General features: G+C 54.8%; 23 protein-coding genes and 1 tRNA gene. 21 read left to right on the forward strand and 3 right to left on the reverse strand.

What is annotated here, in order from left to right; translation table 11 throughout:
- Nucleotides 1-20: 20 nt before the first annotated feature.
- Complete coding sequence (locus tag H7U36_RS05810; RefSeq protein WP_138303396.1) at nucleotides 21-689, forward strand: B3/B4 domain-containing protein; 669 nt, start codon at nucleotides 21-23, stop codon at nucleotides 687-689.
- Between the two features lie 111 nt (nucleotides 690-800).
- Here the strand turns inward: H7U36_RS05810 and H7U36_RS05815 are convergent, their stop codons facing one another.
- Together H7U36_RS05815 and H7U36_RS05820 are read right to left on the reverse strand one after the other, a co-directional pair.
- A complete protein-coding gene (locus H7U36_RS05815; RefSeq protein ID WP_205155789.1) occupies nucleotides 801-1,274 on the reverse strand; it encodes a YbaK/EbsC family protein in 474 nt (157 codons plus the stop codon).
- A gap of 31 nt (nucleotides 1,275-1,305) precedes the next feature.
- The gene (locus H7U36_RS05820) at nucleotides 1,306-2,661 is read right to left on the reverse strand and encodes a sodium-dependent transporter (protein WP_033125375.1); all 1,356 of its coding nucleotides are present in this window, start codon (nucleotides 2,659-2,661) and stop codon (nucleotides 1,306-1,308) included.
- A 394-nt stretch (nucleotides 2,662-3,055) separates the two neighbouring features.
- On the opposite strand from H7U36_RS05820, the gene infC reads away from it, so the two are divergent.
- From infC to H7U36_RS05915, 19 genes are all read left to right on the forward strand, one after another.
- Complete coding sequence (gene infC / locus H7U36_RS05825) at nucleotides 3,056-3,550, forward strand: translation initiation factor IF-3 (protein ID WP_033125376.1); 495 nt, start codon at nucleotides 3,056-3,058, stop codon at nucleotides 3,548-3,550.
- A 32-nt stretch (nucleotides 3,551-3,582) separates the two neighbouring features.
- Nucleotides 3,583-3,780: a 50S ribosomal protein L35 gene (rpmI, locus tag H7U36_RS05830; RefSeq protein ID WP_004840820.1), complete on the forward strand. Its 198-nt coding sequence runs from the start codon at nucleotides 3,583-3,585 to the stop codon at nucleotides 3,778-3,780.
- Between the two features lie 32 nt (nucleotides 3,781-3,812).
- The gene (gene rplT / locus H7U36_RS05835; protein ID WP_033125377.1) at nucleotides 3,813-4,169 is read left to right on the forward strand and encodes a 50S ribosomal protein L20; all 357 of its coding nucleotides are present in this window, start codon (nucleotides 3,813-3,815) and stop codon (nucleotides 4,167-4,169) included.
- A gap of 226 nt (nucleotides 4,170-4,395) precedes the next feature.
- Nucleotides 4,396-4,479 (forward strand) — tRNA-Leu (locus H7U36_RS05840).
- 187 nt (nucleotides 4,480-4,666) lie between these two features.
- Nucleotides 4,667-5,041, forward strand: coding sequence for a zinc ribbon domain-containing protein (locus tag H7U36_RS05845; RefSeq protein WP_138303395.1), 375 nt, complete (start codon nucleotides 4,667-4,669; stop codon nucleotides 5,039-5,041).
- A gap of 134 nt (nucleotides 5,042-5,175) precedes the next feature.
- Entirely contained in the window at nucleotides 5,176-6,417 is a 1,242-nt protein-coding gene (locus H7U36_RS05850) for a Zn-dependent hydrolase (RefSeq protein WP_205147469.1), read from the forward strand.
- A gap of 104 nt (nucleotides 6,418-6,521) precedes the next feature.
- Nucleotides 6,522-7,847: an NCS2 family permease gene (locus H7U36_RS05855; protein ID WP_033125380.1), complete on the forward strand. Its 1,326-nt coding sequence runs from the start codon at nucleotides 6,522-6,524 to the stop codon at nucleotides 7,845-7,847.
- Nucleotides 7,848-7,886: 39 nt separating this feature from the next.
- On the forward strand, nucleotides 7,887-9,662 hold the full coding sequence (gene ade, locus H7U36_RS05860) for an adenine deaminase (RefSeq protein WP_033125381.1): 1,776 nt from the start codon (nucleotides 7,887-7,889) through the stop codon (nucleotides 9,660-9,662).
- Nucleotides 9,663-9,712: 50 nt separating this feature from the next.
- Nucleotides 9,713-11,098 carry an APC family permease gene (locus H7U36_RS05865; protein WP_033125382.1) on the forward strand — a complete coding sequence of 462 codons (1,386 nt, stop codon included), beginning with the start codon at nucleotides 9,713-9,715 and terminating at the stop codon, nucleotides 11,096-11,098.
- Entirely contained in the window at nucleotides 11,091-11,840 is a 750-nt protein-coding gene (locus H7U36_RS05870) for a gamma-glutamyl-gamma-aminobutyrate hydrolase family protein (RefSeq protein WP_033125383.1), read from the forward strand. The genes H7U36_RS05865 and H7U36_RS05870 overlap by 8 nt, the downstream gene beginning before the upstream one ends.
- Nucleotides 11,841-11,843: 3 nt before the next feature.
- Nucleotides 11,844-13,517 (forward strand): amidohydrolase, encoded by a 1,674-nt coding sequence (locus H7U36_RS05875; protein ID WP_033125384.1) that lies wholly within the window; start codon nucleotides 11,844-11,846, stop codon nucleotides 13,515-13,517.
- Between the two features lie 312 nt (nucleotides 13,518-13,829).
- The gene (locus H7U36_RS05880) at nucleotides 13,830-13,994 is read left to right on the forward strand and encodes a hypothetical protein (protein WP_191493784.1); all 165 of its coding nucleotides are present in this window, start codon (nucleotides 13,830-13,832) and stop codon (nucleotides 13,992-13,994) included.
- 164 nt (nucleotides 13,995-14,158) lie between these two features.
- On the forward strand, nucleotides 14,159-15,679 hold the full coding sequence (locus tag H7U36_RS05885) for a phosphate--AMP phosphotransferase (protein ID WP_138303269.1): 1,521 nt from the start codon (nucleotides 14,159-14,161) through the stop codon (nucleotides 15,677-15,679).
- Nucleotides 15,676-16,683 (forward strand): deoxyguanosinetriphosphate triphosphohydrolase, encoded by a 1,008-nt coding sequence (locus H7U36_RS05890; protein WP_205155790.1) that lies wholly within the window; start codon nucleotides 15,676-15,678, stop codon nucleotides 16,681-16,683. Before H7U36_RS05885 ends, H7U36_RS05890 begins: the two co-directional genes overlap by 4 nt.
- Before the next feature lie 86 nt (nucleotides 16,684-16,769).
- Nucleotides 16,770-18,545: a DNA primase gene (dnaG, locus tag H7U36_RS05895; RefSeq protein ID WP_138303270.1), complete on the forward strand. Its 1,776-nt coding sequence runs from the start codon at nucleotides 16,770-16,772 to the stop codon at nucleotides 18,543-18,545.
- 39 nt (nucleotides 18,546-18,584) lie between these two features.
- Nucleotides 18,585-19,697 (forward strand): RNA polymerase sigma factor RpoD, encoded by a 1,113-nt coding sequence (gene rpoD, locus H7U36_RS05900; protein ID WP_033125388.1) that lies wholly within the window; start codon nucleotides 18,585-18,587, stop codon nucleotides 19,695-19,697.
- A gap of 13 nt (nucleotides 19,698-19,710) precedes the next feature.
- The gene (locus H7U36_RS05905; protein WP_205155791.1) at nucleotides 19,711-20,430 is read left to right on the forward strand and encodes a tRNA (adenine(22)-N(1))-methyltransferase; all 720 of its coding nucleotides are present in this window, start codon (nucleotides 19,711-19,713) and stop codon (nucleotides 20,428-20,430) included.
- A 4-nt stretch (nucleotides 20,431-20,434) separates the two neighbouring features.
- Entirely contained in the window at nucleotides 20,435-21,214 is a 780-nt protein-coding gene (locus H7U36_RS05910; RefSeq protein ID WP_033125576.1) for a Nif3-like dinuclear metal center hexameric protein, read from the forward strand.
- 43 nt (nucleotides 21,215-21,257) lie between these two features.
- Complete coding sequence (locus H7U36_RS05915) at nucleotides 21,258-22,928, forward strand: nucleoside kinase (protein ID WP_033125390.1); 1,671 nt, start codon at nucleotides 21,258-21,260, stop codon at nucleotides 22,926-22,928.
- Between the two features lie 12 nt (nucleotides 22,929-22,940).
- Here H7U36_RS05915 and aroC read toward each other — a convergent pair whose 3' ends face one another.
- Nucleotides 22,941-24,044 carry a chorismate synthase gene (aroC, locus tag H7U36_RS05920; protein ID WP_033125391.1) on the reverse strand — a complete coding sequence of 368 codons (1,104 nt, stop codon included), beginning with the start codon at nucleotides 24,042-24,044 and terminating at the stop codon, nucleotides 22,941-22,943.
- Nucleotides 24,045-24,219: 175 nt separating this feature from the next.
- Here aroC and H7U36_RS05925 point away from each other — a divergent pair, with 175 nt between their 5' ends.
- Nucleotides 24,220-25,941 (forward strand): L,D-transpeptidase family protein, encoded by a 1,722-nt coding sequence (locus H7U36_RS05925; RefSeq protein WP_205155792.1) that lies wholly within the window; start codon nucleotides 24,220-24,222, stop codon nucleotides 25,939-25,941.
- Nucleotides 25,942-25,947 lie beyond the last annotated feature (6 nt).

A 25,947-nucleotide genomic window follows, 5' to 3' on the forward strand; every position in this document is an offset into this window, starting at 1 on the left:
GGAAAAGGAGACGAAAGGGCATGGGAAAGCATCTGGTGATCGATGGGGAGATGAAGGACAAGTGGCCGGACACGAGAGTGGGCTGCCTGCAGTACAAGGTGAAGGTGGAAGCGAAAAACGAGGAGCTGTGGGCCTATCTCAAAAAAGATATTTTTAAGAAGGCAAAGGACGACATCTTTGACTATGGGGTGACGGAGATCCCGAACATCAGGGAGTCCCGGGCAGCCTACCGGGCCTTCGGAAAGGATCCCAGCCGCTACCGGGTGTCCTCCGAGGCTCTGATCCGCAGGATCGGACAGGGGAAGGGGCTCTACCAGGTCAACACAGTGGTGGATGTGAACAACCTGATCTCCATCCAGTCCGGATTTTCCGTGGGCTCCTACGACACGGCTCGCATCGGGGAGGAGCTCACCTTCCGCATCGGGCGGGAGGGAGAGACCTACAAGGGCATCGGAAAGGATCAGGTCAATATCGAACACCTGCCGGTGCTGGCGGATGAGGCGGGAGCCATCGGAAGCTCCACAAGCGACTCCGAACGGGCCATGATCACGGAGGAGGCGCAGGAGGTGCTGACCCTGATCTACTCCTTCTCACCTGGCGGCGATCTGGAGAAGGCGCTGGAGTACGGGAAGGAATATCTGGAGAAATACGCGGGCGCATCGGACGTTGAGAGCTGGATTGTCGAATAGCAAAATAGAACGGAAGCTAAAGGAACAGCCCTGCCATCTGAACTCATTGATGGCAGGGCTGCTCCTTTTACTTTGGCATCTTTATCATAGCGCTTTTTATTCCGATATTTCTTATTCCGGTATCCTGCACACATCCACCCATTCTGCAAAGCGGGAGTACGTCTCCAGCTCCGGAATGGTCAGCTCAATAGCGCTGTTGGCGCTGCCGCAGGCGGGAAAGACGGTGGGAAAGCGCCGAAGCGACTGATCCAGATAGACCTTTACTCCCTCCCGGATCCCGAAGGGGCACACACCGCCCACAGGATGTCCCACCAGCTCTGGCAGCTCGTCCACCTTCAGCATGGAAGCCTTCTTGTGAAAGGTGCCCTTGAATTTTTTGTTGTCTATCTTGGCGTCTCCGGCCGCCACCACAAGGATGGGGCCTTCATCCAGCATAAAGGAGAGAGTTTTCGCAATCCGTCTCTCCTCAGTGCCAACCGCTTTGGCGGCTTCGGCCACAGTGGCGCTGGATACGGGAAACTCCAGAATTCGTTCCTCCATGCCAGGCCACTGGCGGAAGTAGGATCTTACCTTATCGATCGACATGTCTTATACATCACCTTTCTCATATTAGATATTAAAGTTTGAACCATCCCATGGAATTGGCCACGGAGCTGGCGAGGATCAGCACAAGGAAAACAGGGGTGATCCACTTGATCATGACTGTGAACAGCTTTTCGCCCACAAATTTTCCGTTGGTTATCTTTACCTCGTCAGCGATCACCTTCGGGCCTACAAAGAAGCCCACGAAGATGCAGGTGAAGAAGGCCACGATGGGCATGAGTACACTGTTGCTGACAAAGTCCATGATGTCCAGAATGGTCATGTTGGCCCAGGTGATGAAGCCTAAGGGACCAAATCCAAGGGAGGACGGAACTCCCATCACCAGGGACAGGACAGTCACAAAGATGCAGGCATTTTTACGGCTCCAGTGGAACTTGTCCCGGAAGATGGAAACGATAGTCTCCATCAGCGAGATGGAGGATGTCAGGGCCGCAAAGATCACCAGCAGGAAAAAGGCCGCTCCGATGGCCCCGCCCATGGGCATGCTGGCAAATACCTTAGGCAGGATCACGAACATAAGGCTCGGTCCGCTCTGAAGGATCTTCGGGTCTCCGCCGGAGAACACGAACACAGCCGGAATGATCATGAGACCGGCCAGGAAGGCGATGACTGTGTCAAACACCTCGATCTGGCGCACAGAGCTCTCCAGGTTGGTGTCCTTGCGCATGTAAGAGCCGTACGTCACCATGATACCCATGGCCAGGGACATGGAGTAGAAGAGCTGGCCCATGGCGGAGAGGACTGTCTTTACAGAAAAGTCATCCATGTGGGGCTGCACATAATAGGCAAGTCCGTCCATGGCGCCGTCCAGGGTCAGGCAGTATATGGAGATGACCACAGCCAGGAGGACAAGGATGGGCATGGCGAATTTGCTCACCTTCTCAATTCCCTTCTCCACTCCAAGAAGAACGATGACTGCCGTTGCTCCCAGAAAGAGCAGGAACCAGCCCAGGGGTTCAAAAGTACTCCCGACGAAATTCGTAAAATAATCGTCTGCCGCGGAGGCGGAGCCGCCGCCGGTGAGAAAGACCGCAAAGTATTTGATGACCCATCCCCCGATCACAGAGTAATAGGGAAGGATGATGATGGGGACGGCGGATGCCAGGATTCCCAGGAATCCAAAACGGGAGTCCAGCGACTTAAACGCGCCGATGGCAGAAAGGCCTGTCTTTCTTCCGATGGCCACCTCAGCGATCATTAGGGAAAAACCAAAGGTCACTGCGATCACAAGGTAGATCAGGAGGAAGGTGCCTCCTCCGTACTGGGCGGCAAGATAGGGAAAACGCCAGATATTTCCCAGTCCCACCGCTGATCCGGCGGCAGCCAGCACAAAGCCCAGCTTGCCGGAAAAGCTGCTTCTCTTATTCATTTGTAGAAACCTCCTCAAATTTTTCAATCAGTAGTCCACACATGCATCCCGGATCTCCGCCTGCCTTTGGCGCACAGCGGTGTGCGCACCTGCACCCGGACGATCTCAGACATATGTAAGGACTATTATAATGAAAGAAGAGATATTTAGCAAGGAAAATAGGATAGAAAAAAGAAAAGTGTTGACATGGATCAGAATGTGTGATAAATTAATTGATGCGTAAGGTGTAAAACAAAGCAGAGTATCCGCTCTCACCATAGCACGATCAGGTGACTATTGGTTGATATTGAGACATTATATACCATGTCAGGTGTATTGTGCAATAGGTTAAGTGGGTAGTCTGGACTATTCACTTATTTTTTTATGATGGAGGTGCACTACAATTAGCGATTTAATGATTAACGAACAGATCAGAGACAGGGAAGTACGTGTGATCAGCGAGGCTGGAGAACAGCTCGGAATTATGTCTGCCCGTGAAGCTATGAAGCTGGCAGAGGAGGCGCAGCTGGATCTGGTCAAAATTGCTCCCAAAGCTCAGCCGCCGGTATGCAAGATCATTGACTACGGCAAGTACAAATATGAGCTGGCAAGAAAAGAGAAGGAAGCCAGAAAAAAACAGAAAACGGTTGAAGTGAAGGAAGTGCGTCTTTCACCAAATATTGACACCAACGACCTGAACACCAAGGTGAACAATGCAAAGAAATTCCTCACCAAGGGAAATAAAGTGAAGGTTACGCTCCGTTTCCGCGGAAGAGAGATGGCTCACGTGCAGCAGAGCAAGCACATCCTGGACGATGTGGCGCAGATGCTTGCGGACGTGGCGGTTGTGGAAAAGCCGGCCAAACTCGAAGGAAGAAATATGAGCATGGTTTTAACTGAAAAACGTTAAAAATACTATTTATCTTTAAGGAGGAAAACATCATGCCAAAAATTAAAACAAATAGAGCTGCTGCAAAGCGCTTCAAAAAGACAGGTACAGGAAAGCTGAAAAGAAACAAAGCTTATAAGAGCCATATCTTAACCAAGAAGTCTACAAAGAGAAAAAGAAATCTCAGACAGGCTACAATCACAGACGCAACCAACGTAAAGAATATGAAGAAAGTATTACCATATCTGTAGGATTGGGAAAAGATTGAAGGAGGAATTAGGACATGGCAAGAATTAAAGGCGGATTAAACGCTAAGAAGAAACATAACAGAACATTAAAGCTGGCGAAAGGATACAGAGGAGCGCGCTCCAAACAGTACAGAGTTGCAAAGCAGTCTGTCATGAGAGCTCTCACATCTGCATACGCAGGAAGAAAGCAGCGCAAGCGCCAGATGCGTCAGCTCTGGATCGCACGTATCAACGCTGCTGCAAGAATGAACGGACTTTCCTACAGCAAGTTCATGCACGGCCTGAAGGCTGCCAACATTGACATTAACAGAAAGATGCTCGCTGAGATGGCAGTAAACGACAAGGAAGGCTTCGCTTCCCTGGCTGAGACTGCAAAGAAGAGCATTGCGTAATAAGGCGCTCGCTAAAGCAGAGTGTTTGAAGTGATTTTTAAGTGAAATCCGGAGATTTCCGCCCACAAGGGGCGGGAATTTTCGAAGGATTTCCAAATGCGCATAATACATATAATGTATATAATATATATACTGTATAAAAAATAGAAAAAATTTTAAAATAACTGTTGACATTCAGGCTGGCCTGTAGTATTATACTTTTCGGACAGCGAAATAAAGCAGTCATGCGGAAGTGTCGGAACTGGCAGACGAGCAAGACTAAGGATCTTGTGACATTCGTGTCGTGTGGGTTCAAGTCCCATCTTCCGCATTAAGTAAGAAGCCTTGAGTTTTCAAGGCTTTTTTCATTTCCAGAGAGGAGTTCCCGGGGAGAGCGGGAGCTCCTTTTTTCATTTTTGACATCAACGGGGAAAAAGAGCTGTACAAAGCGCGTTTTTCCGCTATAATGAAAGCTGGTTTGTTTATATCTGATTATAATAAGGAAGGAACGTGAGAGCATGTTTTTTATCATAGGTATCACCAGTGGGCGAAAGGATCTGAAGTTCAACCAGATGGTCATCTGCAGCAGGTGCGGCAGATACGGGAGATATATGGTGTACATGACATACACGGCCCTGTCTTTGTTCTTTATTCCCTGCTTTAAGTGGAACAAGCAGTACTTTGTGCAGACAAGCTGCTGCGGCACTGTGTACAGGCTGGATCCGGAGGTGGGCAGGCGGATCGCAAGAGGGGAAGAGCTGGAGATCAGGCAGGAGGATCTGGAGCCGGTCTCCAGAGGATGGCAGTCAGGACGGGTAAAGCGCTGTCCGAACTGCGGCTATACGACAGAGGAAGACTTTACATTCTGCCCGAAATGCGGCGGAAGATTTTAAGCAGAGAGATTGATCCGAGAGACCGATTTGAGGATTTTAAGGTTTACCAGGCAGGGTAATCGTGGTATAATGTGGCTAATTTTGAAAAAGTTTGTAAAATTCAAATAATATTAAATCATACTATCAGAGGGCTTATGAAGATCAATACACAGAGATTGTGGAACCACATAATGGAGCTTGGCAGGATTGGGAGAAACGGGGACGGGAGCGTCACCAGATTTCCCTTTACCGCTCAGGACCGGGCCGCGGAGGAGCTGATACGTCGTTATATGGAGGAGGCGGGGCTTTCCGTGGAGACAGACGCGGCGGGCAATCTGATCGGCAGATGGATGCCGGATGCCCCGGCTGAAAGCAGAGAGCCGGTGATCACCGGCTCTCACTACGATACAGTTCTGCAGGGAGGAAAATTTGACGGGTGCCTGGGACTGCTGGGAGCTATCGAGGCAGTGCAGACGCTGAGAGAAGGCGGATATGTGCCAGGCTGCCCTGTGTGGGTGGTGGGCTTTAAGGACGAGGAGGGCAACCGGTTTGGCTACGGCATGATCGGGAGCAAGGCTATCTGCGGGAAGGTACTGCCAGAGGGGCTGGCGTCTGAAGATGGGGACGGCGTCTCCCTGCGCGACGCTATGAGATCCTACGGGCTTTCCCCGGAAGAACTGGATACCTGCAGGGTGGATCGGATAAAAGCCATGCTGGAGCTTCACATTGAGCAGGGGCAGGTTCTGGAAAAGGGAGGCTGCCAGATCGGCGTTGTGGAGGGAATTGCGGGACTGGAGCGGTACACAGTGACCATTGCCGGGAGCAGCGCCCACGCGGGAGCCACGCCCATGAGCGGGCGGTCAGATCCGGTCCCGGCCATGAGCAGATGGATCCTGCGGGTGACAGAGCTGGCCAGGGCGAGGAAGGACTGCGTGGCTACAGTGGGGCGCATAGAGGTGCGTCCCGGGACCTGCAACATTATCTGTGGGGAAGCTCGTTTTTCCCTGGACATCCGCAGTGTCCGGGACGAGGATATACGGGATGTCATGGGAGAGATGGAGCGCTTTGAGGCGACTCTGGAAGAACAGGAGCATGTCAGGATCACAAGAGCGCTGGATCAGTCGCTGCCCGGAACAGTCTGCGATGAAGAGCTGAAAAAGAGGATGGAGGAGATCTGTGACAGAAACAGCTATTCCCGGTGCCGGATCATGAGCGGCGCGGGCCACGACAGCATGAATTTTGGAGGACTTTGTCCTGTCAGCATGATCTTTGTGCCATCCCAGGGAGGATACTCCCACCGGAAGGAGGAGTACACTCTGCCGGAGGACTGCGGGGCAGGAGCCCAGGTGCTCATGGAGATGATAAGGGAGACAGCAGCCTGTAAAGAATACCTGTAAGGGATAAAGAAATGGTTTTAGCCTTCGGACAGAGCCGGTATGAGCGGCCCTCAGGGAGGATAAAATATAGTATCACAGAAAAGAAGAGTAAGAGGAGGTAACTAATGAAAGAAAAAATCAGCAGCTTCTTTCGCTTTCAGGAGCGGGGAACAAGCTTCAAAGTGGAGACAATAGCTGGTATCACTACATTTATGACGATGGCGTACATTCTGGTCGTACAGCCGAGCCTTATGGTGGGGGATGCCGACTATGTCATTGACACCAACGGGGTGATGATCACCAAGGAGGCCATCCTTGTCACCTGCGCTCTTGTCAGCGCTGTCATCACGCTTTTTATGGCGCTCTATGCCAATATGCCATTTGCCCTTTCCACCGGGATGGGAAATAATGCCATGTTCGGCGCTATGCTGATCGCGGGGGCTATTTCCTTCGGCGGCATCATGTCACTGATCCTGATTTCAGGAGCGATCTTTGTGCTGCTCACCGTGTTCGGTGTGCGGGATCTCATTGTAAAGACAATCCCCAAAAACCTGAAGATTGCCATCAGCACGGCCATTGGATTTTATATCGCCTATCTTGGATTTAAGAACAGTGGGATCGGCACATTTGTGGATGGCATCAGCCAGGGTGATTTCAAACAGCCCTCTGTGTACCTGGCCATTTTCGGTCTGATACTGATCGCGGTGCTGACAGCACGCAAGGTAACAGGGGCCATCCTCATCGGAATTGTGGCGGTCACGGTGCTGGGCATTCCTCTCGGAGTGACGACGGTTCCGGAGACGCTGGCAAAGGTGCCGGATTTTGACGGGCTTGGCAATCTGATGTTTGCCTTTGACTTTAAGGAGGTGCTCTCCTTCTCCGCTATCCCGCTGATCTTTGTGTCCTTCTGCGGAGACTTCTTCTCCACCCTGGGAACGGTTCTCGGTGTGGGAGCTAAGGCAGGTATGCTGGATGAGAATGGAAACCTGCCGAATATCCAGAAGCCCTTCCTCGTGGATGCCATTGGAACCTGCGTGGGAGCATGTACAGGTAACACGGTAGTGACCACCTTTGTGGAGTCCAGCGCCGGAGTGGAGGCGGGCGGACGCACAGGCTTTGCCAGTGTGATCACAGCTATCATTTTTGCTCTGATGGTGTTCCTGTCACCCCTTGTGCTGATGATCCCCAACGCGGCCACAGGACCGGCCCTCATCTTTGTCGGCTTCCTCATGATCCAGGGCATCCAGAATATCGACTTCTCTGATTTTACAGAGGCATTTGGCCCCTTTGTCATGATCATGTTCACGATCTTCACAGGATCCATTGCAGGCGGTATTTCTGCCGGCATTATCGCTCACGGAGTGATCAAGCTGCTGACGGGCAGATGGAAGGAGGTACATCCATTTCTCTATGTCCTGTGCATCCCACTGATCCTGTATTTCCTCTCATAAGGAAGAGCGGCAGACCGGTAGTCTGCAGAAAGGCGGTATATGATGAAAATTCAACCGAAAAATAAAAAGGAGCTGCTCCGTGCAGCCCTTGGCGAGATCGACAGCGATCTGGCCATCACCAATGTGCAGCTTGTCAATGTGATCACAGGGGAAATTTATCCTGCGGATGTATTTGTCTATGACGGGATGATCGCCCATGTGGAATACAAAAATCCCGGGACGGAGCTGGACAAGGCAAAAGAAGTGGTGGACGGGGGAGGAAGGTATCTGATTCCCGGCTTTATCGACGCCCACGAGCACATTGAGAGCTCGATGATGACTCCCAGGAATTTTGCCAAAGGGGTGATCCCTCACGGGACGACTACAGTTGTCACAGACCCCCACGAGATCGCTAATGTGTGCGGCATGGAGGGAGTGCGCTACATGCACGAGGCGGGAGATGACCTGCCTATGCGGCAGCTCATCGATATTCCCAGCTGCGTGCCGGCGGTGCCGGGACTGGAGAATGCTGGAGCGGAATTTTTTGCCGGACAGATCGAGGAGCTGTCCTCCATGGACCGGGTTATCGGCCTGGCTGAGGTGATGGATTTCCTGGCCGTGATACACGGGGAAGACCGGATGATGGACATTATTGACGTGATGGACAAAAAAGGACTGTACCTGCAGGGACACGCCCCTTCTGTCTCCGGAAGGATGCTGTCAGCTTACCTCTGCGGCGGCCCCAATACCTGCCATGAGTCCAGGGAGCGCTATGAGGCGCTGGAGAAGCTTCGCAGCGGTATGTTTGTGGACGCCAGAGAGTCCTCTATCACGAAAAATGTGGAGGAGATCTGGGAGGGCGTGAAAGGCGTCCGGTTCTTTGACCATTTCTGTCTCTGTACAGACGACAGGGAGGCGGATGACATCCTGCACGTGGGCCACATGAACGATGTGGTCAGAACGGCCATCCGAAGCGGCATGGACCCGGTGACAGCCATCAAGAGCGCCACCTTTAACACGGCAAGAGAGATCCACCTTGAGAACCTGGGAGCCATTGCCCCGGGATATGTGGCGGACATGCTCATTGTGAGCGATTTAAGGGAGCTGAAGCCGGACTATGTATTTTTCGGCGGAAAGCTGGTGGCCGAGATGGGACAGATGTCTGTGCCCATCGAGGATAGAGAGTATCCTCTGGAAAAGGTTAACACCATGTATGTGAGAGAGCTGACGGAGGAGGATTTCCGGATCAAGGCTCCGGTGGAAAACGGAACGGTGACAGTCAATGTGATGGAGTACCCGGATATCCATCTCTCCTCCACAGAGCTGACCACAGCCCAGCTGCCGGTGAAGGACGGGTATGTATGCCTGGAGGGAGAGGATCTCAAATTCGTGGCTGTGGTAAACAGGCATAAAGGCCATGACACCATCGGCTTAGGTATTGTGAAGGGCTTTGGGACGACCTGCGGCGCCCTGGCATCCACAGTGTCCCATGACAGCCACAACCTGACCGTTGTCTACGACAGCGCGGCAAATGCATTGGCAGCGGCAAAGGCGCTGATCCAGTGCGGAGGCGGTATGAGTGCGGTCAAGGACGGACGTCTGCTCCATGTGCTTGAGCTGCCCCTGGCAGGGCTTATTTCCCTGAAAGACGCCGCGGAGCTGGCAAAGGACAGCCAGGCCATGAAGGAGGCTAACAGGGAGCTGGGGCTTACAGGGCTTGAGAATCCGCTCCTGCGAATTGTAACACTGGCCCTTCCTGTCATTCCCAAGGTAAAAATGTCCGATCTGGGAATGGTGGACGTGCTGAAAAAGGAACTGATCCCCCTGTTTGCGTGATCAGTCTGCATGTACGATACAAATTCTGGTTATTGGAGGAATGAAAGATTATGAAACAGAAAAAATCCGGAAACGGAGAATTTAAGAAGGAGATCGGCCTGTTCGGCGGTATGAGCGTCATCTGCGGCATTATGATCGGCTCCGGTATTTTCTACCTGGGATCCTATGTGCTCCAGCGCTCTAACTACAGTCTGGGACTGGCCCTGATCTGCTGGCTGCTGGGCGGCCTTGTGTCCCTGCTGGGCGGCCTGTGCTTTGCGGAGCTGGGAGCCTCTGACCCGAAGGCGGGAGGGCAGCTTGTATATCTGAGCAAGGCCTACCACCCGGTACTTGGATTTATGTACGGGTTTACCCAGTGGATCCTGGCCAGCTCCGGCTCCATCGCAGCCATCGCGGTGGCCATCCCGACAGCTCTCGTGGACTTTATCCCCGGGCTTACCCAGCTTCACATTAAGCTGATCGCCATCGCGTTGATCGTGCTTTTGACGCTCTTCAACCTGAGAGGGGTAAAGGGGGCGTCCAACCTGCAGACATTTTTCATGGTGGCCAAGCTGCTCCCCATTTTTATCATCATGATTGGAGCTCTTGTGCTGGGCAACCAGACGCCGGACTTAAATCCGGTGCCGGCCTCGGCCCCGGACGGATCACCGCTGACAGCGGGCTCTGTCTTCGGCATGATCGCCTTTGCCACAGTGGCCTCTCTCTGGGCTTATGAGGGCTGGACCAACCTGAACGCAGTGGCGGAGGAGATCAAGAACGTCAAGAGAAACCTGCCTCTTGCCATTATCCTGGGAATCGGCGGCGTTGCCATTTTCTATGCCCTGTTCAACTACTCGCTGCTGCGGGTGATCCCCCTGGACGAGGCGAAGAGCATGATCGAGAGCGGCAGCCTGTATCTGGGAACCACAGTGGCGGAGAGACTCTTTGGTGTTGCCGGAAAGATCATCGTTCTTATCGGTATGCTGCTGGCCATGTTCAACTGCTTAAACGGCATGGTCCTGGCTTTCTCACGTATTTACTATGCCATGTCCGCTGAGAAGATCTTCTTCAAAAAGCTGGGCACACTGAACAAAAACGGCGTTCCGGCAGCCAGCCTGATCTCTCAGATGATCATTTCCATCATCCTTGTATGCCTGCGGAATCTGGATCAGCTCACCTCACTTGTGGTATTCTGCGGCATGCTGTTCAACTGTCTGGCGGTGACAGCGGTGTTTGTCTACAGGAGAAAATATCCGGATCTGGAGCGGCCCTACAAGGTATGGCTCTATCCGGTATCTGTTGTCATCACAGTCATCCTCTTTGTGGGGCTGATGGTGAACAACCTGATGGAGGATCCGGTGACTGCCCTGACCGGACTGATCGTCCCGGTAGTTGGCATCTTTTTCTATCTTTACTTTAGAAAGAAATATGGCGAGGAGGAGAAGGAACATGCGTAGGCCGGTGATCGGAATATCGGGAAATTTAACTCCCATCGAAAATGACGGAGTCTTTACAGGGAACCTGCGGCAGTACATACACACGGACTACACCTCCAGCGTGGAGCGGGCAGGGGGGATCCCCCTGCTCCTGCCGGTCAGCGATGATCCGGAGGTGATTCGTTCTCATGCCCGGCTCTGCGACGGGATCGTCCTGTCAGGAGGGGCGGATGTGGATCCCATTCTCTACGGAGAGGAGGGCATCCAGGGCCAGGGATACTCCATGCGGGAGATCGATGTCTACGATATGGAGCTCTTTAAAGCCGCTCTGGAGGAGAAAAAGCCTGTACTTGGCATCTGTAAGGGCCTGCAGATCATCAATATCTGCTTTGGCGGGACGCTTTACCAGGACATCCCCTCTCAGAGGGAGCACTGCATCAAGCATACCCAGAATACGGAGCGCTACCAGGGTACCCACAGGATCCGGATCAAGGAGGACAGTGTCCTTGCCGGGCTCCTTCCGGACGGGACGTTTGTCAACTCCTGGCACCACCAGGCTGTCAAGGATGTGTCCCCCAGGCTGACAGTGACGGCCACGGCATCTGACGGCATCGTGGAGGCTGCGGAGTACATGGAGGAGGGCCAGTTTGTCATGGGCGTGCAGTGGCACCCGGAGATGATGGCATCCTGCGGAAACAAGGAGCAGCTTGGTATTTTTAGGAAGCTGATCGAACAATGTGTCTCTTTGGAAGGGAAGCGGTAAAGAATGACAGAGATATTTACGAACGCGGCTGTGACAACCATGGATGAGGACAGGCCGAAGGCCGAGGCATTTGCTGTCCGGGACGGGGTGTTCACCTTTGTGGGTAGCCGGGAGGAAGCGCAGGAATACGCCCGGCGGCTGGAGTCGGAGGGGGAGAGTGTGACGTTCACAGATCTTTCCGGGAGGAGCGTGCTCCCTGCCTTCCAGGACTCCCACATGCACTTTGTGGGATTTTCCAAGCATTTCATCAATGTGGACTTAAACGGCTGTGACAGCATAGAGATGATACAGCAGTGCCTCCGCGACAGCATCGGCCAGCGGGGATCCTGCGGACCGGATGCCAGGACGGATGAAAACGCCTGGCTGGAGGCCACAGGCTGGAACCAGGACTATTTCACCAAAGGGGAGAAGCGGTTCCCTACGGCGAAGGATCTGGATGCGGCAGTGGGAGACCGGCCGGTCATCGCTCTGCGGGTGTGTGAGCATGTGGGCGTCTTAAGCTCTGCCGGCATGCGGCTCCTGGGGCTGACAAAGGAGAAGGTGCAGGAGCTGGGGGAATTCGCCCTCACAGACGAGGCGGGAGAGCCTCTGGGTATCTTCCGGGAAAAGGTGCTGGACCGTATCAGAAGCCAGGTTCACATCCTGAACCGGGAGATCCTGGAGGATATTATCCTGAAGGGGCAGGAGGAGGCCCTGTCCTACGGGCTTGCCACCATACACACGGACGACATCGGTTTTATGCCTGATGAGGATTATCACCTGCTCTTCTCGGTCTACCGGGATCTGCTGGAGAGGGGAGAGCTGAAGATCCGCATCTGCCAGCAGAGCCTGCGCCAGAGACCGGAGCTGATACGAAAGTACTACGAGGATGGCTTCCGGTACGGCGGGGGGGACCATCATCTGCGGGTGACAGGAATCAAGCTGCTGGGCGACGGCTCCCTGGGAGCAAGGACAGCGGGGCTGCGCCGTCCCTACGCAGACGATCCCTCCACCTGCGGCCTTACTATCTTCACGGAGGAACAGCTGGATGAGCTGGTGAAGACAGCCCACGACCTGGGCTATCCCGTGCTGGTTCATGCCATTGGGGATCGAACCATCGAGATGGTGCTGGACGCTCTGGAGAGGGATAAGAAAAACAGAAAGCCGGAAGAGTCATTCCGGGATGGGGTCGTCCATGTGCAGATCACGGACGGGGAGCTTCTGGATCGTTTCAGGAAGCAGGACGTCATGGCTCTTGTGCAGCCCATCTTCATTGATTACGACATGCACATCGTGAGGCAGAGGACCGGGGACATGGCAGACACCTCCTACGCCTGGAAGACGCTGGCGGACAAGGGAGTCCACGTATCCTTTGGCACGGACTGCCCGGTGGAGTCCTGTGAGCCTCTGCCCAACATTTACACGGCTGTGACCCGCCGGGGTCTGACAGGGGAGGAGCGGCCCGCCTACCGGCCCGAGGAGCGAATGTCCGTCTATGAGGCGGTGCGGTCCTACACCGTGGAGGGCGCTTACGCCTCTGGAGAGGAAGACCTCAAGGGAAGGATCCGGGAAGGGATGCTGGCGGACTTCATCATTCCGGACCGGGATCTCTTTTCCCTCGCGGATCCGGAGGAGCTGCGGGAGAGCAAGATACTGGCCACCTATATTGACGGCGAGAAGGTGTACGAGCGGGCCTGAAAAAATATTGAAAAACAACCCGCTTATAGTAAAATGGACGAAAGAAAAAATACAACAGATAATTTATAACAATGCGCCCTGCGGATATCCGCGGGGCGCATTTTCAAGTGAGATAGTATGGTTTTCCGGCCTTTACAGGCAGCCAGGGGAAAAGGTTGACAAAAGCCATAATACGATGTAAACTTAGGATACCTTCTAGCTTGAAGGGACATTTCTTGAACCGCATCATTCAAAAAGCGGTTCCCATTCATATCTGACGTATCGGGCATATCTGCCGGATTACCCGGAAATGATGAAAAATTTATGTAAAAGTTGCACGGAGGGAAGAAACTGTATTATACTGACAAGGAGGAGAGGGTCAGCCTCATCTGTGAGACGGCCCGCCGGTTTGCCCCGGACTATGACGTAGACCAGATCTATGCCGCCCTTGCGGGGAGCGCGGAGAAAGGGGACAGGGAAGAGACAAAATCAAAATAAAAACCCGGACATACACCTGAAGCTATATTTTGCCCATACAGATGAGAGTCTGTACGGGCTTTTTGTGTTTGTTTTGCAATCTTTTTGCATTTTGTCTGTTAAATACAGGAGAATGATGTATAATAAAAGAAAATATTCTGAAAAAAATAGGAGGGAGGCGCGTTATGTTAGAAAAGCTGGATCTCACGAAGAAGATGGGAAAAGAAGAGTACAAAGAGAAGATGGAGCATTTGGAGAAGAGCCTTGGCAAGCTGCAGCGCAGGTGCAAGGAGCTGAATATCCCTGTTATGATCGCCTTTGAGGGATTTGGAGCTGCCGGTAAGGGGCTGCAGATCGGAAAGCTGATACAGGCCCTGGACCCGCGGGGCTTCCGTGTGTATGCGGTGAAGAGTGAGACAGAGGAGGAGAAGCTCCATCCCTTCCTCTGGCGATTCTGGACAAAGCTGCCGGAAAAGGGACGCATCGCCATCTATGACACGAGCTGGTACACGAGGGTTCTCAAGGATCGGTTTGACAAAAAGGTGAAAAAGCCGGAACTGGCGGACGCCTATGAGTCTATCCTGTCCTTTGAGGATCAGCTGACAGAGGACGGCATGGTGATCATAAAGCTTTTCCTGGCCATTGATAAAAAGGAGCAGAAGAAGAGATTTGACAGGCTTCTTGCCTCCAGGGACACCGCCTGGCGGGTGACAAAAGGGGATTTGAGGAGAAACGAGAAATTTGACAAATACCAGGAGATGAACGAGGAGATGCTGGCCCGCACGGACACGGAGAAGGCGCCCTGGCATATTGTGGAGGCAGTGGACCGGCGATTTGCCACTGTGAAAATCTATTCCATCGTGGAGGAGATGCTCGCCAGGCAGATCGAAAAGGTGGAGGGCTCGCTGGCGGACGACAGGGCCGGCAGGGACGAAGGGCCCGGCACGGACGCAGCGGAGACGAAGGAGCTGATGGAGTCGATCCTGGGCAAGGTGGATCTCAGTCTGTCCTGCGGACGGGAGGAGTATGAGAGGGAGCTGAAGGTACTGCAGAACCGTATCCGGGAACTCCACGGGGAGCTGTACAGACGGAGAATTCCGGTTGTCCTGGGCTTCGAGGGCTGGGACGCGGGCGGAAAGGGAGGCGCTATCAAGCGACTCACAGCCAAGATGGATCCGCGGGGTTACGTGGTGCACCCCACCGCGTCTCCCAACGCGGTGGAGAGGCAGTACCACTACCTCTGGCGGTTCTGGAAGGATATGCCGAAGGCCGGTCACATCACTATCTTTGACAGGACCTGGTACGGCCGCGTCATGGTGGAGAGGATCGAGGGCTTCTGCACGAAGAGTGAGTGGCGCAGAGCCTACCGGGAGATCAATGACATGGAGAGGACCCTGACAAGGGAGGGCGTGATTGTGCTGAAATTCTGGATGCAGATCGACAAGGACGAGCAGGAACGGCGCTTCAGGGAGAGGCAGGAAAACCCGGAGAAGCAGTGGAAGATCACGGAGGAGGACTGGCGGAACCGGGAGAAGTGGGATCAGTATGAGGTGGCTGTCAACGAGATGCTGATCCGCACCTCCACGGCCAACGCACCATGGATCGTGGTGGAGGGCAACGACAAATACTACGCCAGACTGAAGGTCCTGCGCACGGTGGTGGAGGCCATTGAGGAGAGGATCAAGACGGGAGGGAAGAGAGCATGAACATCCGGGAGGAGATGGAGGCCAGGGAGGAAGCCAATTTAAGTCCCTACGCCACCCTGAGCAGCAGATCCAGAGGGAGAAAGAGACCGGAGCCCCAGTGCGACATCCGGCCTGTATTCCAGAGAGACAGGGATCGGATCCTCCACTGCAAGTCCTTTCGAAGACTGAAACAGAAGACCCAGGTGTTTCTTCTGCCCAAGGGTGATCACTACCGTACCAGGCTGACCCACACCCTGGAGGTGTCCCAGAACGCCAGGACCATTGCCAAGGCCCTCCGTCTCAACGAGGATCTGGTGGAGGCCATTGCCCTGGGCCACGACCTGGGGCACACCCCCTTCGGCCACGCCGGTGAGAGGGCTCTTGACCAGGTGTGCCCGGAAGGGTTCCGGCACAATGAGCAGAGCGTCCGGGTGGTGGAGATCCTGGAGAAGCAGGGCAGAGGGCTCAATCTCACCTGGGAGGTGGTGGATGGTATCCGGAACCACAAGTCCAGCGGCAGGCCCCACACGCTGGAGGGGCAGATTGTCCGTCTCTCAGACAAGATCGCCTACATCAACCATGATATCGACGATGCCATCCGGGGCGGTATCCTGACGGAAGAGGATCTGCCCCCGGAATTCACGGACGTGCTGGGGCACACTACCCGGATGCGGCTGAACACCATGATCCACGATGTGGTGACCCACAGTATGGACCGGCCGGAGATCATCATGTCGGAACACATCCGGACAGCCACCATGGGACTGCGCAGGTTCCTCTTTGAGAATGTGTACCAGAACCCGGTGGCAAAGGGGGAGGAGACAAAGGCCATCGGCATGATCCAGAGCTTGTATGGCTGGTGTCTGGATCATATGGAGTTTATCCCCCGTCAGTATCTGGATATGATCGATGAGGGCAGGGACACGAAGGAGAGGGTGGTGTGCGATTACATAGCAGGCATGACAGACTCCTACGCGGTGAAAAAGTTTCAGGAATTTTTTATCCCGGAATCATGGAAAAATTAAAGGAAATGAAGAAGTTTTGTCGAATATTATAAATGTAGGCAATTTTAAAGCCATAAAAAAAGCAGAGAAGAGGATGACGACAGCTGATGTATTATCCGGACGAAGTGATCGAGGAAGTCAGATCGAGAAATGACATTGTGGATGTGATATCAAGCTACATAAAATTACAGAAGAAGGGCAGCTCCTATTTTGGCCTCTGCCCTTTCCATAACGAAAAATCTCCTTCTTTTTCAGTGAGCCGCGATAAGCAGATGTACTATTGCTTCGGCTGCGGGGCGGGAGGCAACGTGTTTACCTTCCTGATGGAGTACGAGAACTATTCTTTTGTGGAGGCACTGAAGTTCCTCGCGGAGCGGGCAGGGGTCCAGCTTCCGGAGGAGGAGTACTCCAAGGCGGCAAAGCAGAAGGCGGACCTGCGGGCCAGGATCCTGGAGATCAATAAGCTGGCGGCCAAATATTTTTACGCCCAGCTCAAGGCCCCTCAGGGAAAGACGGCCTACGACTATCTGAAAAACAGAGAGCTCAGCGATGAGACGATCCTGGCTTTCGGCCTGGGCTATGCCAACAAGTACAGCGATGACCTGTACCGGTACCTGAAGACAAAGGGATACAGTGACGAAATCCTGTCCCAGGCGGGGCTCATCTCCATCGACGAGAAGCATGGCCCCTATGATAAATTCTGGAACAGGGTCATGTTTCCCATCATGGATGCCAACAGCCGTGTTATCGGCTTTGGGGGCCGGGTGATGGGCGACGCCAAGCCCAAGTATCTGAATTCTCCGGAGACAGTTGTCTTTGACAAGAGCCGCAATCTGTACGGCCTGCACAGGGCCCGGACTTCAAGGAAGCCCTATTTTCTCCTGTGCGAGGGGTATATGGATGTGATCTCCCTGCATCAGGCGGGATTTACCAACGCGGTGGCCTCCCTGGGGACGGCCCTGACGTCGGGGCACGCCTCCCTTATCAAGCGGTATGTGAAGGAGGTCTACCTCACCTACGACAGCGATGAGGCGGGGACGAAGGCAGCCCTGCGGGCCGCGCCGATCCTGCGGGCCGCGGGCATCACCGCCAGGGTGATCCGGATGGATCCCTACAAGGACCCGGATGAATTTATCAAGAACCTGGGTGCGGAGGCCTTTGAGGAGAGGATCCGGGGCGCCAGGAACAGCTTTATGTTTGACCTGGAAATGCTGGAGAAGGACTACGACATGGCAAGCCCGGAGGGAAAGACTGAGTTCCTGAAGGAGGCGGCCCGGCGGCTGAACACCTTTGACGAGGAGATCGAGAGGGGAAACTACATAGACGCTGTGGCGAAGGCCTACTCGGTCAGCAGCCAGGATCTGCGCAAACTGGTGACCCGCATGGCGGTGGAGGGAGGACTGGCAAAGCCAGCCGCCCGCCCCAGGACAAGCGGCGACCGGGAAAAGGAGAAGGAGGACCGACACCTGAAATCCCAGAAGATCCTCCTCACCTGGATGCTGGAAGGGGAGGACATCTTCCGCCAGATCAAAAAATATATCTCCCCTGCCGACTTTACAGAGGATCTGCTGCGCACTGTGGCGGAGAAGCTGTACGAACAGTATGAGGTGGGGGATGTCAATCCGGCCCGGATCATCAACTTCTTTACAGACGAGGAGGAACACCGGCGGGTGGCGGAGCTCTTCAACACGAGGATCCGCGAGCTTCCCACTGTCAAGGAGCAGGAGAAGGCGCTCCGGGAGACGATCCTCCGTGTGAAGGAGAACAGCATAGAGGAGGCGGCCCGGCGGCTGGCCCCCACAGACATTGCCGGACTCCAGAGGCTGATGGAGGAAAAGCGGGCGCTGCAGGCCCCGGACAAACTGCATATTTCTATTAATTAGGGATAAAATATAAACAAGCAATGAGAGGATGGACACTGCATGGACGAGAACATGGTAAAATTTACGGAGAAGCTGAATGACCTGAAGGCCCTTGCCAGAAAGAAGAAAAATGTGCTGGAGATCACAGAGATCAACGATTTCTTTGCTGACATGGAGCTGAACTCCGACCAGATGGACAAGGTCTTTGAATATCTGGAGGCGAACAACATCGATGTGCTCCGGATGGATGATGACGACGAGGGCCCGGACGACGCGGATCTCATGCTGACAGACGAGGACGAGGTGGACATGGAGAAGATCGACCTGTCTGTCCCCGACGGCGTCAGCATCGAGGATCCGGTGCGCATGTACCTGAAGGAGATTGGAAAGGTGCCCCTTCTGTCCGCTGAGGAGGAAGTGGAGCTGGCCAAGAGGATGGCGGAGGGCGACGAGGACGCCAAGAAACGTCTGGCAGAGGCCAACCTGCGTCTTGTTGTGAGCATTGCCAAGCGCTATGTGGGCAGAGGCATGCTCTTCCTGGATCTGATCCAGGAGGGAAACCTAGGCCTTATCAAGGCGGTGGAGAAATTTGATTACGAGAAGGGATTTAAGTTTAGTACCTACGCCACATGGTGGATCCGGCAGGCCATCACCCGGGCTATCGCAGACCAGGCCAGGACTATCCGTATCCCCGTGCATATGGTGGAGACCATCAACAAGCTGATCCGCGTCTCCAGACAGCTTCTCCAGGAGCTGGGACGTGAGCCCACCCCGGAGGAGATTGCGGAGGAGCTGGACATGCCTGTGGACAGAGTCCGTGAGATCCTGAAGATCTCCCAGGAGCCGGTGTCCCTGGAGACTCCCATCGGTGAGGAGGAGGACAGCCACCTGGGCGACTTCATCCAGGACGACAATGTGCCGGTTCCCGCGGAGGCGGCTGCGGCTACCCTCCTCAAGGAGCAGCTGGACGAAGTGCTGGACACCCTGACAGACAGGGAGCAGAAGGTGCTCCGCCTGCGCTTTGGCATGAACGACGGCCGTGCCCGCACTCTGGAAGAAGTGGGCAAGGAGTTCGACGTAACAAGAGAGCGTATCCGCCAGATCGAGGCGAAGGCGCTCCGGAAGCTCCGGCATCCCAGCCGCAGCAGAAAACTGAGAGATTATCTGGATTAAGAAAGAGGCGCCTATGGAACTATCAAAGAGACTATCTGCCGTGGCAGGTCTTGTGACAGAGGGCGCCTCTGTCGCGGATATTGGCACGGATCACGGATATATTCCTATCTGGCTGGCCAAAAGAGATCCCTCTGTAAGGCTGATCGCCATGGATGTCAATGAGGGGCCCCTTGAGAGGGCCAGGAAGCATATCCTGGCGGAGGGGCTGTCAGACAGGATCGAGCTGCGGCTGTCGGACGGATTTTCCGCATTAAAGCCCGGAGAGGTGCATACAATCATCGCAGCGGGCATGGGCGGAGGACTGGTGATACATATTCTGGAGGCAAGCCCTTCCGTTACCGCTTCTGTGAAGGAATTTATCCTCCAGCCCCAGTCCGGGATCGAGCGGGTTCGGGCCTATCTGGAGAGCCATGACTATACAGTCATCCGGGAGGAGATGGTGGAGGAGGACGGGAAGTACTATCCCATGATGAAGGCGGTTCACGCAGAGGAAGGATGGCCGGAGACACGGCCCTGGTCCAGGGTGGAGCTTCTCTACGGCAGAGATCTCCTTGCCCGCCGGCACCCGGTACTGCGGGATTATCTTCTGCGGGAGCGCCGTATCCGGGAGGAGATCCTCCTACGCCTGGAGAAGGCGGGGACGCCGGGAGCCCTTCTGCGGGAAAAAGAAGTAGACAGAGAGCTGGAGGAGATCCGGGAGGCGCTGGACGTGTATGAAGGAAAGGAGCAGTGAGACAATGCTTTGCAAAGATGTGATGGATGTGATCGAGGAGGCCTACCCGGCCGACTATGCCATGGACTGGGACAATGTGGGACTCCTTGTGGGGAGAGATGACAAGGAAGTGAAGCGCATTTATGTGGCTCTGGATGCGGATGACGCGGCCATCGAGGATGCGGTGCAGTGGGGGGCCGACATGCTTGTGACCCATCACCCCATGATCTTCTCCGGCCTGAAGAGAATCAACAATCTGGACTTTATCGGGGCCCGCATCCTGAAGCTGGTGCGGAACGACATTTCCTACTACGCCATGCACACCAACTACGATGTGCTGGGGATGGCTGAGCTGTCGGGAAAGAAGATGGAGCTGAAGAATCCGGAGGTGCTGGAGGTGACAAGAGAGGGGGAGCAGCCGGAGGGGATCGGCAGAGTGGCGGATCTGGCCAGCCCGGTGCCGCTCAGTGAGGTGTGCTGGTCTGTGAAGGACCGATTCCACCTGGGGGCTGTGAAGGTGTTCGGGGATATGGAACAGATGGTATCCAGGATCGCTATCTCCCCGGGATCCGGGAAAAGCATGGTGAAGGCGGCGCTTGACAAGCGGGCGGATGTGCTCATCACAGGGGATATCGACCACCACACAGGTATTGACGCGGTGGCCCAGGGCCTGGCCATCATTGATGCCGGGCATTACGGGATCGAGCACATTTTTATAGAGGATGTAAAAGCGTATCTGGAAGAGAGGCTGAAGGGCGTGGAGGTGAAGGCCGCGCCGGTGCGCCATCCCTTCCAGATCGTGTGACGGCAGGGCGCTGACGTAAAACGGAGCATACAGGAGGTTTGTCATGGAGCGGAAGATGTATCGGATCGAGGCGGATGGAGAGACAAGGGAGTATCCGGAGGGCACGCCCTACAGGGTGATCGCCGGGGATTTCCAGAAGAACCATGAGAATGATATCGTGCTGGTCTTTGTGGACGGGAAGCTGCAGGAGCTCCACAAGACACTGCAGGGGGACTGCAGTCTTGTCTTTGAGACTACAGGGGACGAGATCGGACACAGCACCTACAAGAGGAGCATGTGTCTCATGCTGGTCAAGGCCATCTACGACGCCGCCCACCACGAGGGGATACGGAAGGTGAGGATCCACTACTCTATGGGGGATGGATATTACTGTACCATGGATGCGGATTTCCCCCTGACCCGGTCCTTCCTGGACCAGGTAGAGGGGAGGATGCGCTCCATGGTGGAGGAGGACATGCCGGTGCGCAAAAGGACCATACATACGGATGAGGCTGTGGCCCTGTTCCGCAGACATGGCATGCACGACAAGGAGCGCCTTTTTGAGTACCGCCGCGTCTCCAAGGTCAACATCTACAGCATGAATGAGTTTGAGGACTATTATTACGGCTATATGGTGCCGTCGGCCGGCTATCTGCGATATTTTGCCCTCTATCTCTACGATGAGGGCTTTGTCATCCAGATGCCCTCCAGAAGGGAGCCTCGCAGCCTGGCTCCCTTTGCCCCCAAGAGCAAGCTCTTTCAGGTCATGAAGGAGTCCACAAAATGGGGGGATATGCAGGGGATCGAGACCGTGGGCTCTCTCAACGACCGGATCACAAAGGGCGGCGATATGCGGGATATGGTGCTGGTGCAGGAGGCTCTCCAGGAGAAGAAGATCGCTCAGATCGCGGAGAAGATCGCCGGCCGGAGGGAGGCCAAATTTGTCCTCATCGCCGGCCCCTCCTCATCGGGGAAGACTACCTTTTCCCACCGCCTGTCCATTCAGCTGCGGGCCGCCGGCATGGTACCCCATCCCATCTCTGTGGACAACTATTTTGTGGAGAGGGAGGAGAACCCAAGGGATGAAAACGGGGATTTTGACTTTGAGTGCCTGGAGGCGGTGGACACAGACCTCTTCAACGACCAGATGAGGCGCCTCCTGGATGGGGAGGAGGTTGTCCTGCCCACCTTCAATTTCAAGACCGGGCACAAGGAATTCGGGGGAAAGCCGAAAAAGCTGGGAGCTGAGGATGTGCTTGTGATCGAGGGGATTCACTGCCTGAATCCCAAGCTGACCCTCTCCCTGCCCGACGAGAATAAATTCCGGATCTACATCAGCGCTCTGACCCAGCTCAACATAGATGAGCACAACCGGATCCCCACCACGGACGGCCGCCTGATCCGCCGGCTTGTCAGGGATGCCAGGACCAGAGGCTCCTCGGCCAGGAGAACCATAGCTATGTGGCCCTCTGTGAGAAGAGGGGAGGAGAAGAACATTTTCCCCTACCAGGAGGAGGCGGACGTCATGTTCAACTCGGCTCTGATCTATGAGCTGGCTGTGCTGAAGCAGTATGTGGAGCCCCTGCTCTTCGGAATTGAGAGGGACTGCCGGGAATATCTGGAGGCGAAGAGACTGCTGAAATTCCTGGACTATTTTGTGGGAATTGAAAGCACCCTCGTGCCGGCCAACTCCCTGCTGCGGGAGTTTATCGGCGGAGGATGCTTCCGGGTGTAGTCAGGGCCGCTTCTAGCGGCCGCTGTAGAAAGCTTTTATGTCAGAGAGACGGGAGCTCATGCGGATCATGAGGAGGTCAGCCACAGTGAGGGCGGCCATGGCCTCCACCACCACAACAGCCCGGGGGACGATGACCGGGTCGTGTCGGCCCTGGATAGAGATCTTCAGATTGTTTCCTTCCCTGTCCACGGTGTCCTGCTCCCGGGAGATGGAGGGTGTGGGCTTGACGGCGGCCCGCAGGATGACGGCGCTGCCGTCGCTGATGCCGCCCAGAGTGCCCCCTGCGTGGTTTGTACGCTTGTGTACGCCGCTTTCGTCCGCGTAGAAGGGATCGTTGTTCCTGCTCCCAAAGGAGCGGGCCGCTCCAAAGCCGTCGCCTATTTCCACGCCCTTGACAGCGCCGATGGACATGACGGCTCCAGCCAGGGCGGCGTCCAGCTTGTGGAAGACAGGCTCGCCGATGCCCGCGGGCAGGCCGTCGATCCTGCACTCTACAACGCCGCCGGCGGAGTCCTGCCTTCTGATACAGTCCTCCAGAAAAGCGGCGGCCTCCTCAGCGTGGGATCGGGAGGGCATATAAAGAGGATTTTCTGTGATCTGACTGAAATCATATGCGCCATCGGGGATGCTGATATCTCCGATGGCTTTTGTGTAGGCCGTAAAATGGATGCCAAGCTCGGCCAGCAGCTTTGCCGCCACGGCGCCAGCGGCTACCCGCCCGGCTGTCTCCCGGCCGGAGGAGCGGCCGCCTCCCCGGTAGTCCCGGATGCCGTATTTGCGGTCAAAGGTGTAATCTGCGTGGCCGGGCCTGCAGCAATCTTTGATAGAGCTGTAATCCCGGGATCTCTGATCTTCATTTTTAATCAGGATGGAAATGGGGGTGCCGGTGGTCTTTCCATCAAATACGCCGGAGAGGATCTGTGCCCGGTCCCCCTCTCTCCTTGCTGTGGTAAATTTTCCCTGTCCCGGCTTCCTGCGGTCCAGGTAGCGCTGTATGTCCTCCTCGCAGAGTGGAAGCCCTGCCGGGCATCCGTCCACGACGGCGCCCAGGGCCGGACCGTGGGACTCGCCCCAGGTGGTGACGGTGAAAAGTGTTCCAAGTGTAGAACCTGCCATGATGCATCGCTCCTTTATTTTGTAAATTGTTTGTTAAATCCTGTTAAGATATATTAAGATTTATTATAAACAAGAGGCGGATTGTTGACAAGAGAAAGCCGGGACACTATAATTACTACGTATTGTGTAAAAGTGTAGCTATAAGTATAAATATAGAGACAGGGAGCAGATTTTTATGAGCAAGAAAGAAAACAGCCGGGAGGATATTGAGCGCTCCTCAGAAGAAATTCTCGAAGAGACGATGAAAGAGATCTACGATGGCCTGCAGGACTCCGCTGCGGAGGACGTCCAGGCGGGAGAGGAGTCGGAGGAGCCGGATACAGACTCTCTCCAGGAGCTGGAGGAGGAGCTCAGCGAGGGGGAGGAGGATCCCTTTGACGGTGATGACGGCGTGATCCGCCTGGATGACAATGAGGAGTTTTATGACAGAGAAGATGACGAAGACGACGCGTTTATGAGCGATGAGGATGAACTGGAGCCCGAGGAAAAGACAGACGGAAAGAAAAGAGGAAAAAAGAAGGTGTTGATCGTCCTTCTGGTCATCCTGGGTGTGCTGGTGCTTGCCTATCTGGGCGTGGCTCTGTTCTTTACCAGGCACTTCTTTTTCTACACAAGGATCAACGGCACAGAGTTTTCCGCTCAGGCTGCCGGGGCAGTGGAGAGCTATATGGAGGAGCAGGTCAAGGACTATGAGCTCACACTGAAGGAGATCGACGGTGGATCAGAAAGCATCGATGGGGACGACATAGACCTTACCTATGTAGAGGGGGACGAGGTCACTACCCTTTTGAAAAAGCAAAATCCCCTTCTGTGGATCACGGCTCTCTGGAACCATCCGGAGATTACGGCTTCTGTGGGAGTGGAATACGATAAAGACAAGCTAAATGAAGTGATCGCGGGTCTGAAGTGCATGCAGCCCGAGGAGCAGACAGCTCCCCAGTCGGCCCGTCCTGTATTCCAGGATACAGAGTTTGTGATCCAGGACGAGGTGATCGGCTCACAGATCGACACAGAGAAGTTTACAGAGGCGGTCAATACAGCTATAAGCGGATTTCAGTCCACTCTGGATATGGAGGCGGAGGACTGCTATGTGATGCCCGCCTTCACCGCTGACTCTCCGGAGGTGGCGGCTGCCAGGGACGCCATGAACAGCTATCTGGGAGCGAATATCACCTATGATTTCAATCCATACACAGAGGTGGTGGATTCATCCGTCATCTCCCAGTGGGTGACTGTGGACGACAGTATGAATGTGACCTTTAACCAGGACGCGGTGCGCAGCTACATCCAGGAGTTGGCGAACAAATACGACACCTACGGGAAGACAAGGACAATAGTCACAAGTCTGGGAAATACAGTGGAGGTGTCCGGCGGGACATACGGCTGGCAGATTGACCAGGAGGCAGAGTACAATGCCCTTACGGCCAATATCCAGAACGCGGAGACTGTGACGCGAGAGCCCCAGTACGCAAGGCGGGCCGCCTCCCACGAGGGAAATGATTACGGAAGCAGCTACGTGGAGATCGATCTGACCAACCAGCACGTGTGGGTTTATGTGAATGGACAGTGCGTGGTGGAGACGGACTGCGTTACAGGCAACCCGGCTGAGGGCAACGGCACACCCCAGGGAGTCTACTCTATCGCCTACAAGCAGATGAACACAACTCTGAGAGGGCCGAAGAAGGCGGACGGGACATATGAGTGGGAGTCACCTGTCACATACTGGATGCCATTTAACGGCGGAATCGGACTCCATGACGCTAACTGGCGTTCCTCCTTTGGAGGGAGCATTTACCAGGGCGGTGGATCCCACGGATGTGTGAACCTTCCCCCGTCAGTGGCCGGAACGGTATATGACAACATCCAGGCCGGAACCCCGGTTGTATGCCACTATTAAGGATAG

Origin of the sequence: Faecalicatena fissicatena (genome assembly GCF_016900595.1) — a bacterium.
Classification (GTDB): domain Bacteria; phylum Bacillota; class Clostridia; order Lachnospirales; family Lachnospiraceae; genus Claveliimonas; species Claveliimonas intestinigallinarum.

Bases quoted from the DNA above. Each gene is read 5' to 3' on its own strand.
- H7U36_RS05810 (WP_138303396.1), top strand. From the start codon at position 21: ATGGGAAAGCATCTGGTGATCGATGGGGAGATGAAGGACAAGTGGCCG.
- H7U36_RS05815 (WP_205155789.1), bottom strand. From the start codon at position 1,274: ATGTCGATCGATAAGGTAAGATCCTACTTCCGCCAGTGGCCTGGCATG.
- H7U36_RS05820 (WP_033125375.1), bottom strand. From the start codon at position 2,661: ATGAATAAGAGAAGCAGCTTTTCCGGCAAGCTGGGCTTTGTGCTGGCT.
- infC (WP_033125376.1), top strand. From the start codon at position 3,056: ATGATTAACGAACAGATCAGAGACAGGGAAGTACGTGTGATCAGCGAG.
- rpmI (WP_004840820.1), top strand. From the start codon at position 3,583: ATGCCAAAAATTAAAACAAATAGAGCTGCTGCAAAGCGCTTCAAAAAG.
- rplT (WP_033125377.1), top strand. From the start codon at position 3,813: ATGGCAAGAATTAAAGGCGGATTAAACGCTAAGAAGAAACATAACAGA.
- H7U36_RS05845 (WP_138303395.1), top strand. From the start codon at position 4,667: ATGTTTTTTATCATAGGTATCACCAGTGGGCGAAAGGATCTGAAGTTC.
- H7U36_RS05850 (WP_205147469.1), top strand. From the start codon at position 5,176: ATGAAGATCAATACACAGAGATTGTGGAACCACATAATGGAGCTTGGC.
- H7U36_RS05855 (WP_033125380.1), top strand. From the start codon at position 6,522: ATGAAAGAAAAAATCAGCAGCTTCTTTCGCTTTCAGGAGCGGGGAACA.
- ade (WP_033125381.1), top strand. From the start codon at position 7,887: ATGATGAAAATTCAACCGAAAAATAAAAAGGAGCTGCTCCGTGCAGCC.
- H7U36_RS05865 (WP_033125382.1), top strand. From the start codon at position 9,713: ATGAAACAGAAAAAATCCGGAAACGGAGAATTTAAGAAGGAGATCGGC.
- H7U36_RS05870 (WP_033125383.1), top strand. From the start codon at position 11,091: ATGCGTAGGCCGGTGATCGGAATATCGGGAAATTTAACTCCCATCGAA.
- H7U36_RS05875 (WP_033125384.1), top strand. From the start codon at position 11,844: ATGACAGAGATATTTACGAACGCGGCTGTGACAACCATGGATGAGGAC.
- H7U36_RS05885 (WP_138303269.1), top strand. From the start codon at position 14,159: ATGTTAGAAAAGCTGGATCTCACGAAGAAGATGGGAAAAGAAGAGTAC.
- H7U36_RS05890 (WP_205155790.1), top strand. From the start codon at position 15,676: ATGAACATCCGGGAGGAGATGGAGGCCAGGGAGGAAGCCAATTTAAGT.
- dnaG (WP_138303270.1), top strand. From the start codon at position 16,770: ATGTATTATCCGGACGAAGTGATCGAGGAAGTCAGATCGAGAAATGAC.
- rpoD (WP_033125388.1), top strand. From the start codon at position 18,585: ATGGACGAGAACATGGTAAAATTTACGGAGAAGCTGAATGACCTGAAG.
- H7U36_RS05905 (WP_205155791.1), top strand. From the start codon at position 19,711: ATGGAACTATCAAAGAGACTATCTGCCGTGGCAGGTCTTGTGACAGAG.
- H7U36_RS05910 (WP_033125576.1), top strand. From the start codon at position 20,435: ATGCTTTGCAAAGATGTGATGGATGTGATCGAGGAGGCCTACCCGGCC.
- H7U36_RS05915 (WP_033125390.1), top strand. From the start codon at position 21,258: ATGGAGCGGAAGATGTATCGGATCGAGGCGGATGGAGAGACAAGGGAG.
- aroC (WP_033125391.1), bottom strand. From the start codon at position 24,044: ATGGCAGGTTCTACACTTGGAACACTTTTCACCGTCACCACCTGGGGC.
- H7U36_RS05925 (WP_205155792.1), top strand. From the start codon at position 24,220: ATGAGCAAGAAAGAAAACAGCCGGGAGGATATTGAGCGCTCCTCAGAA.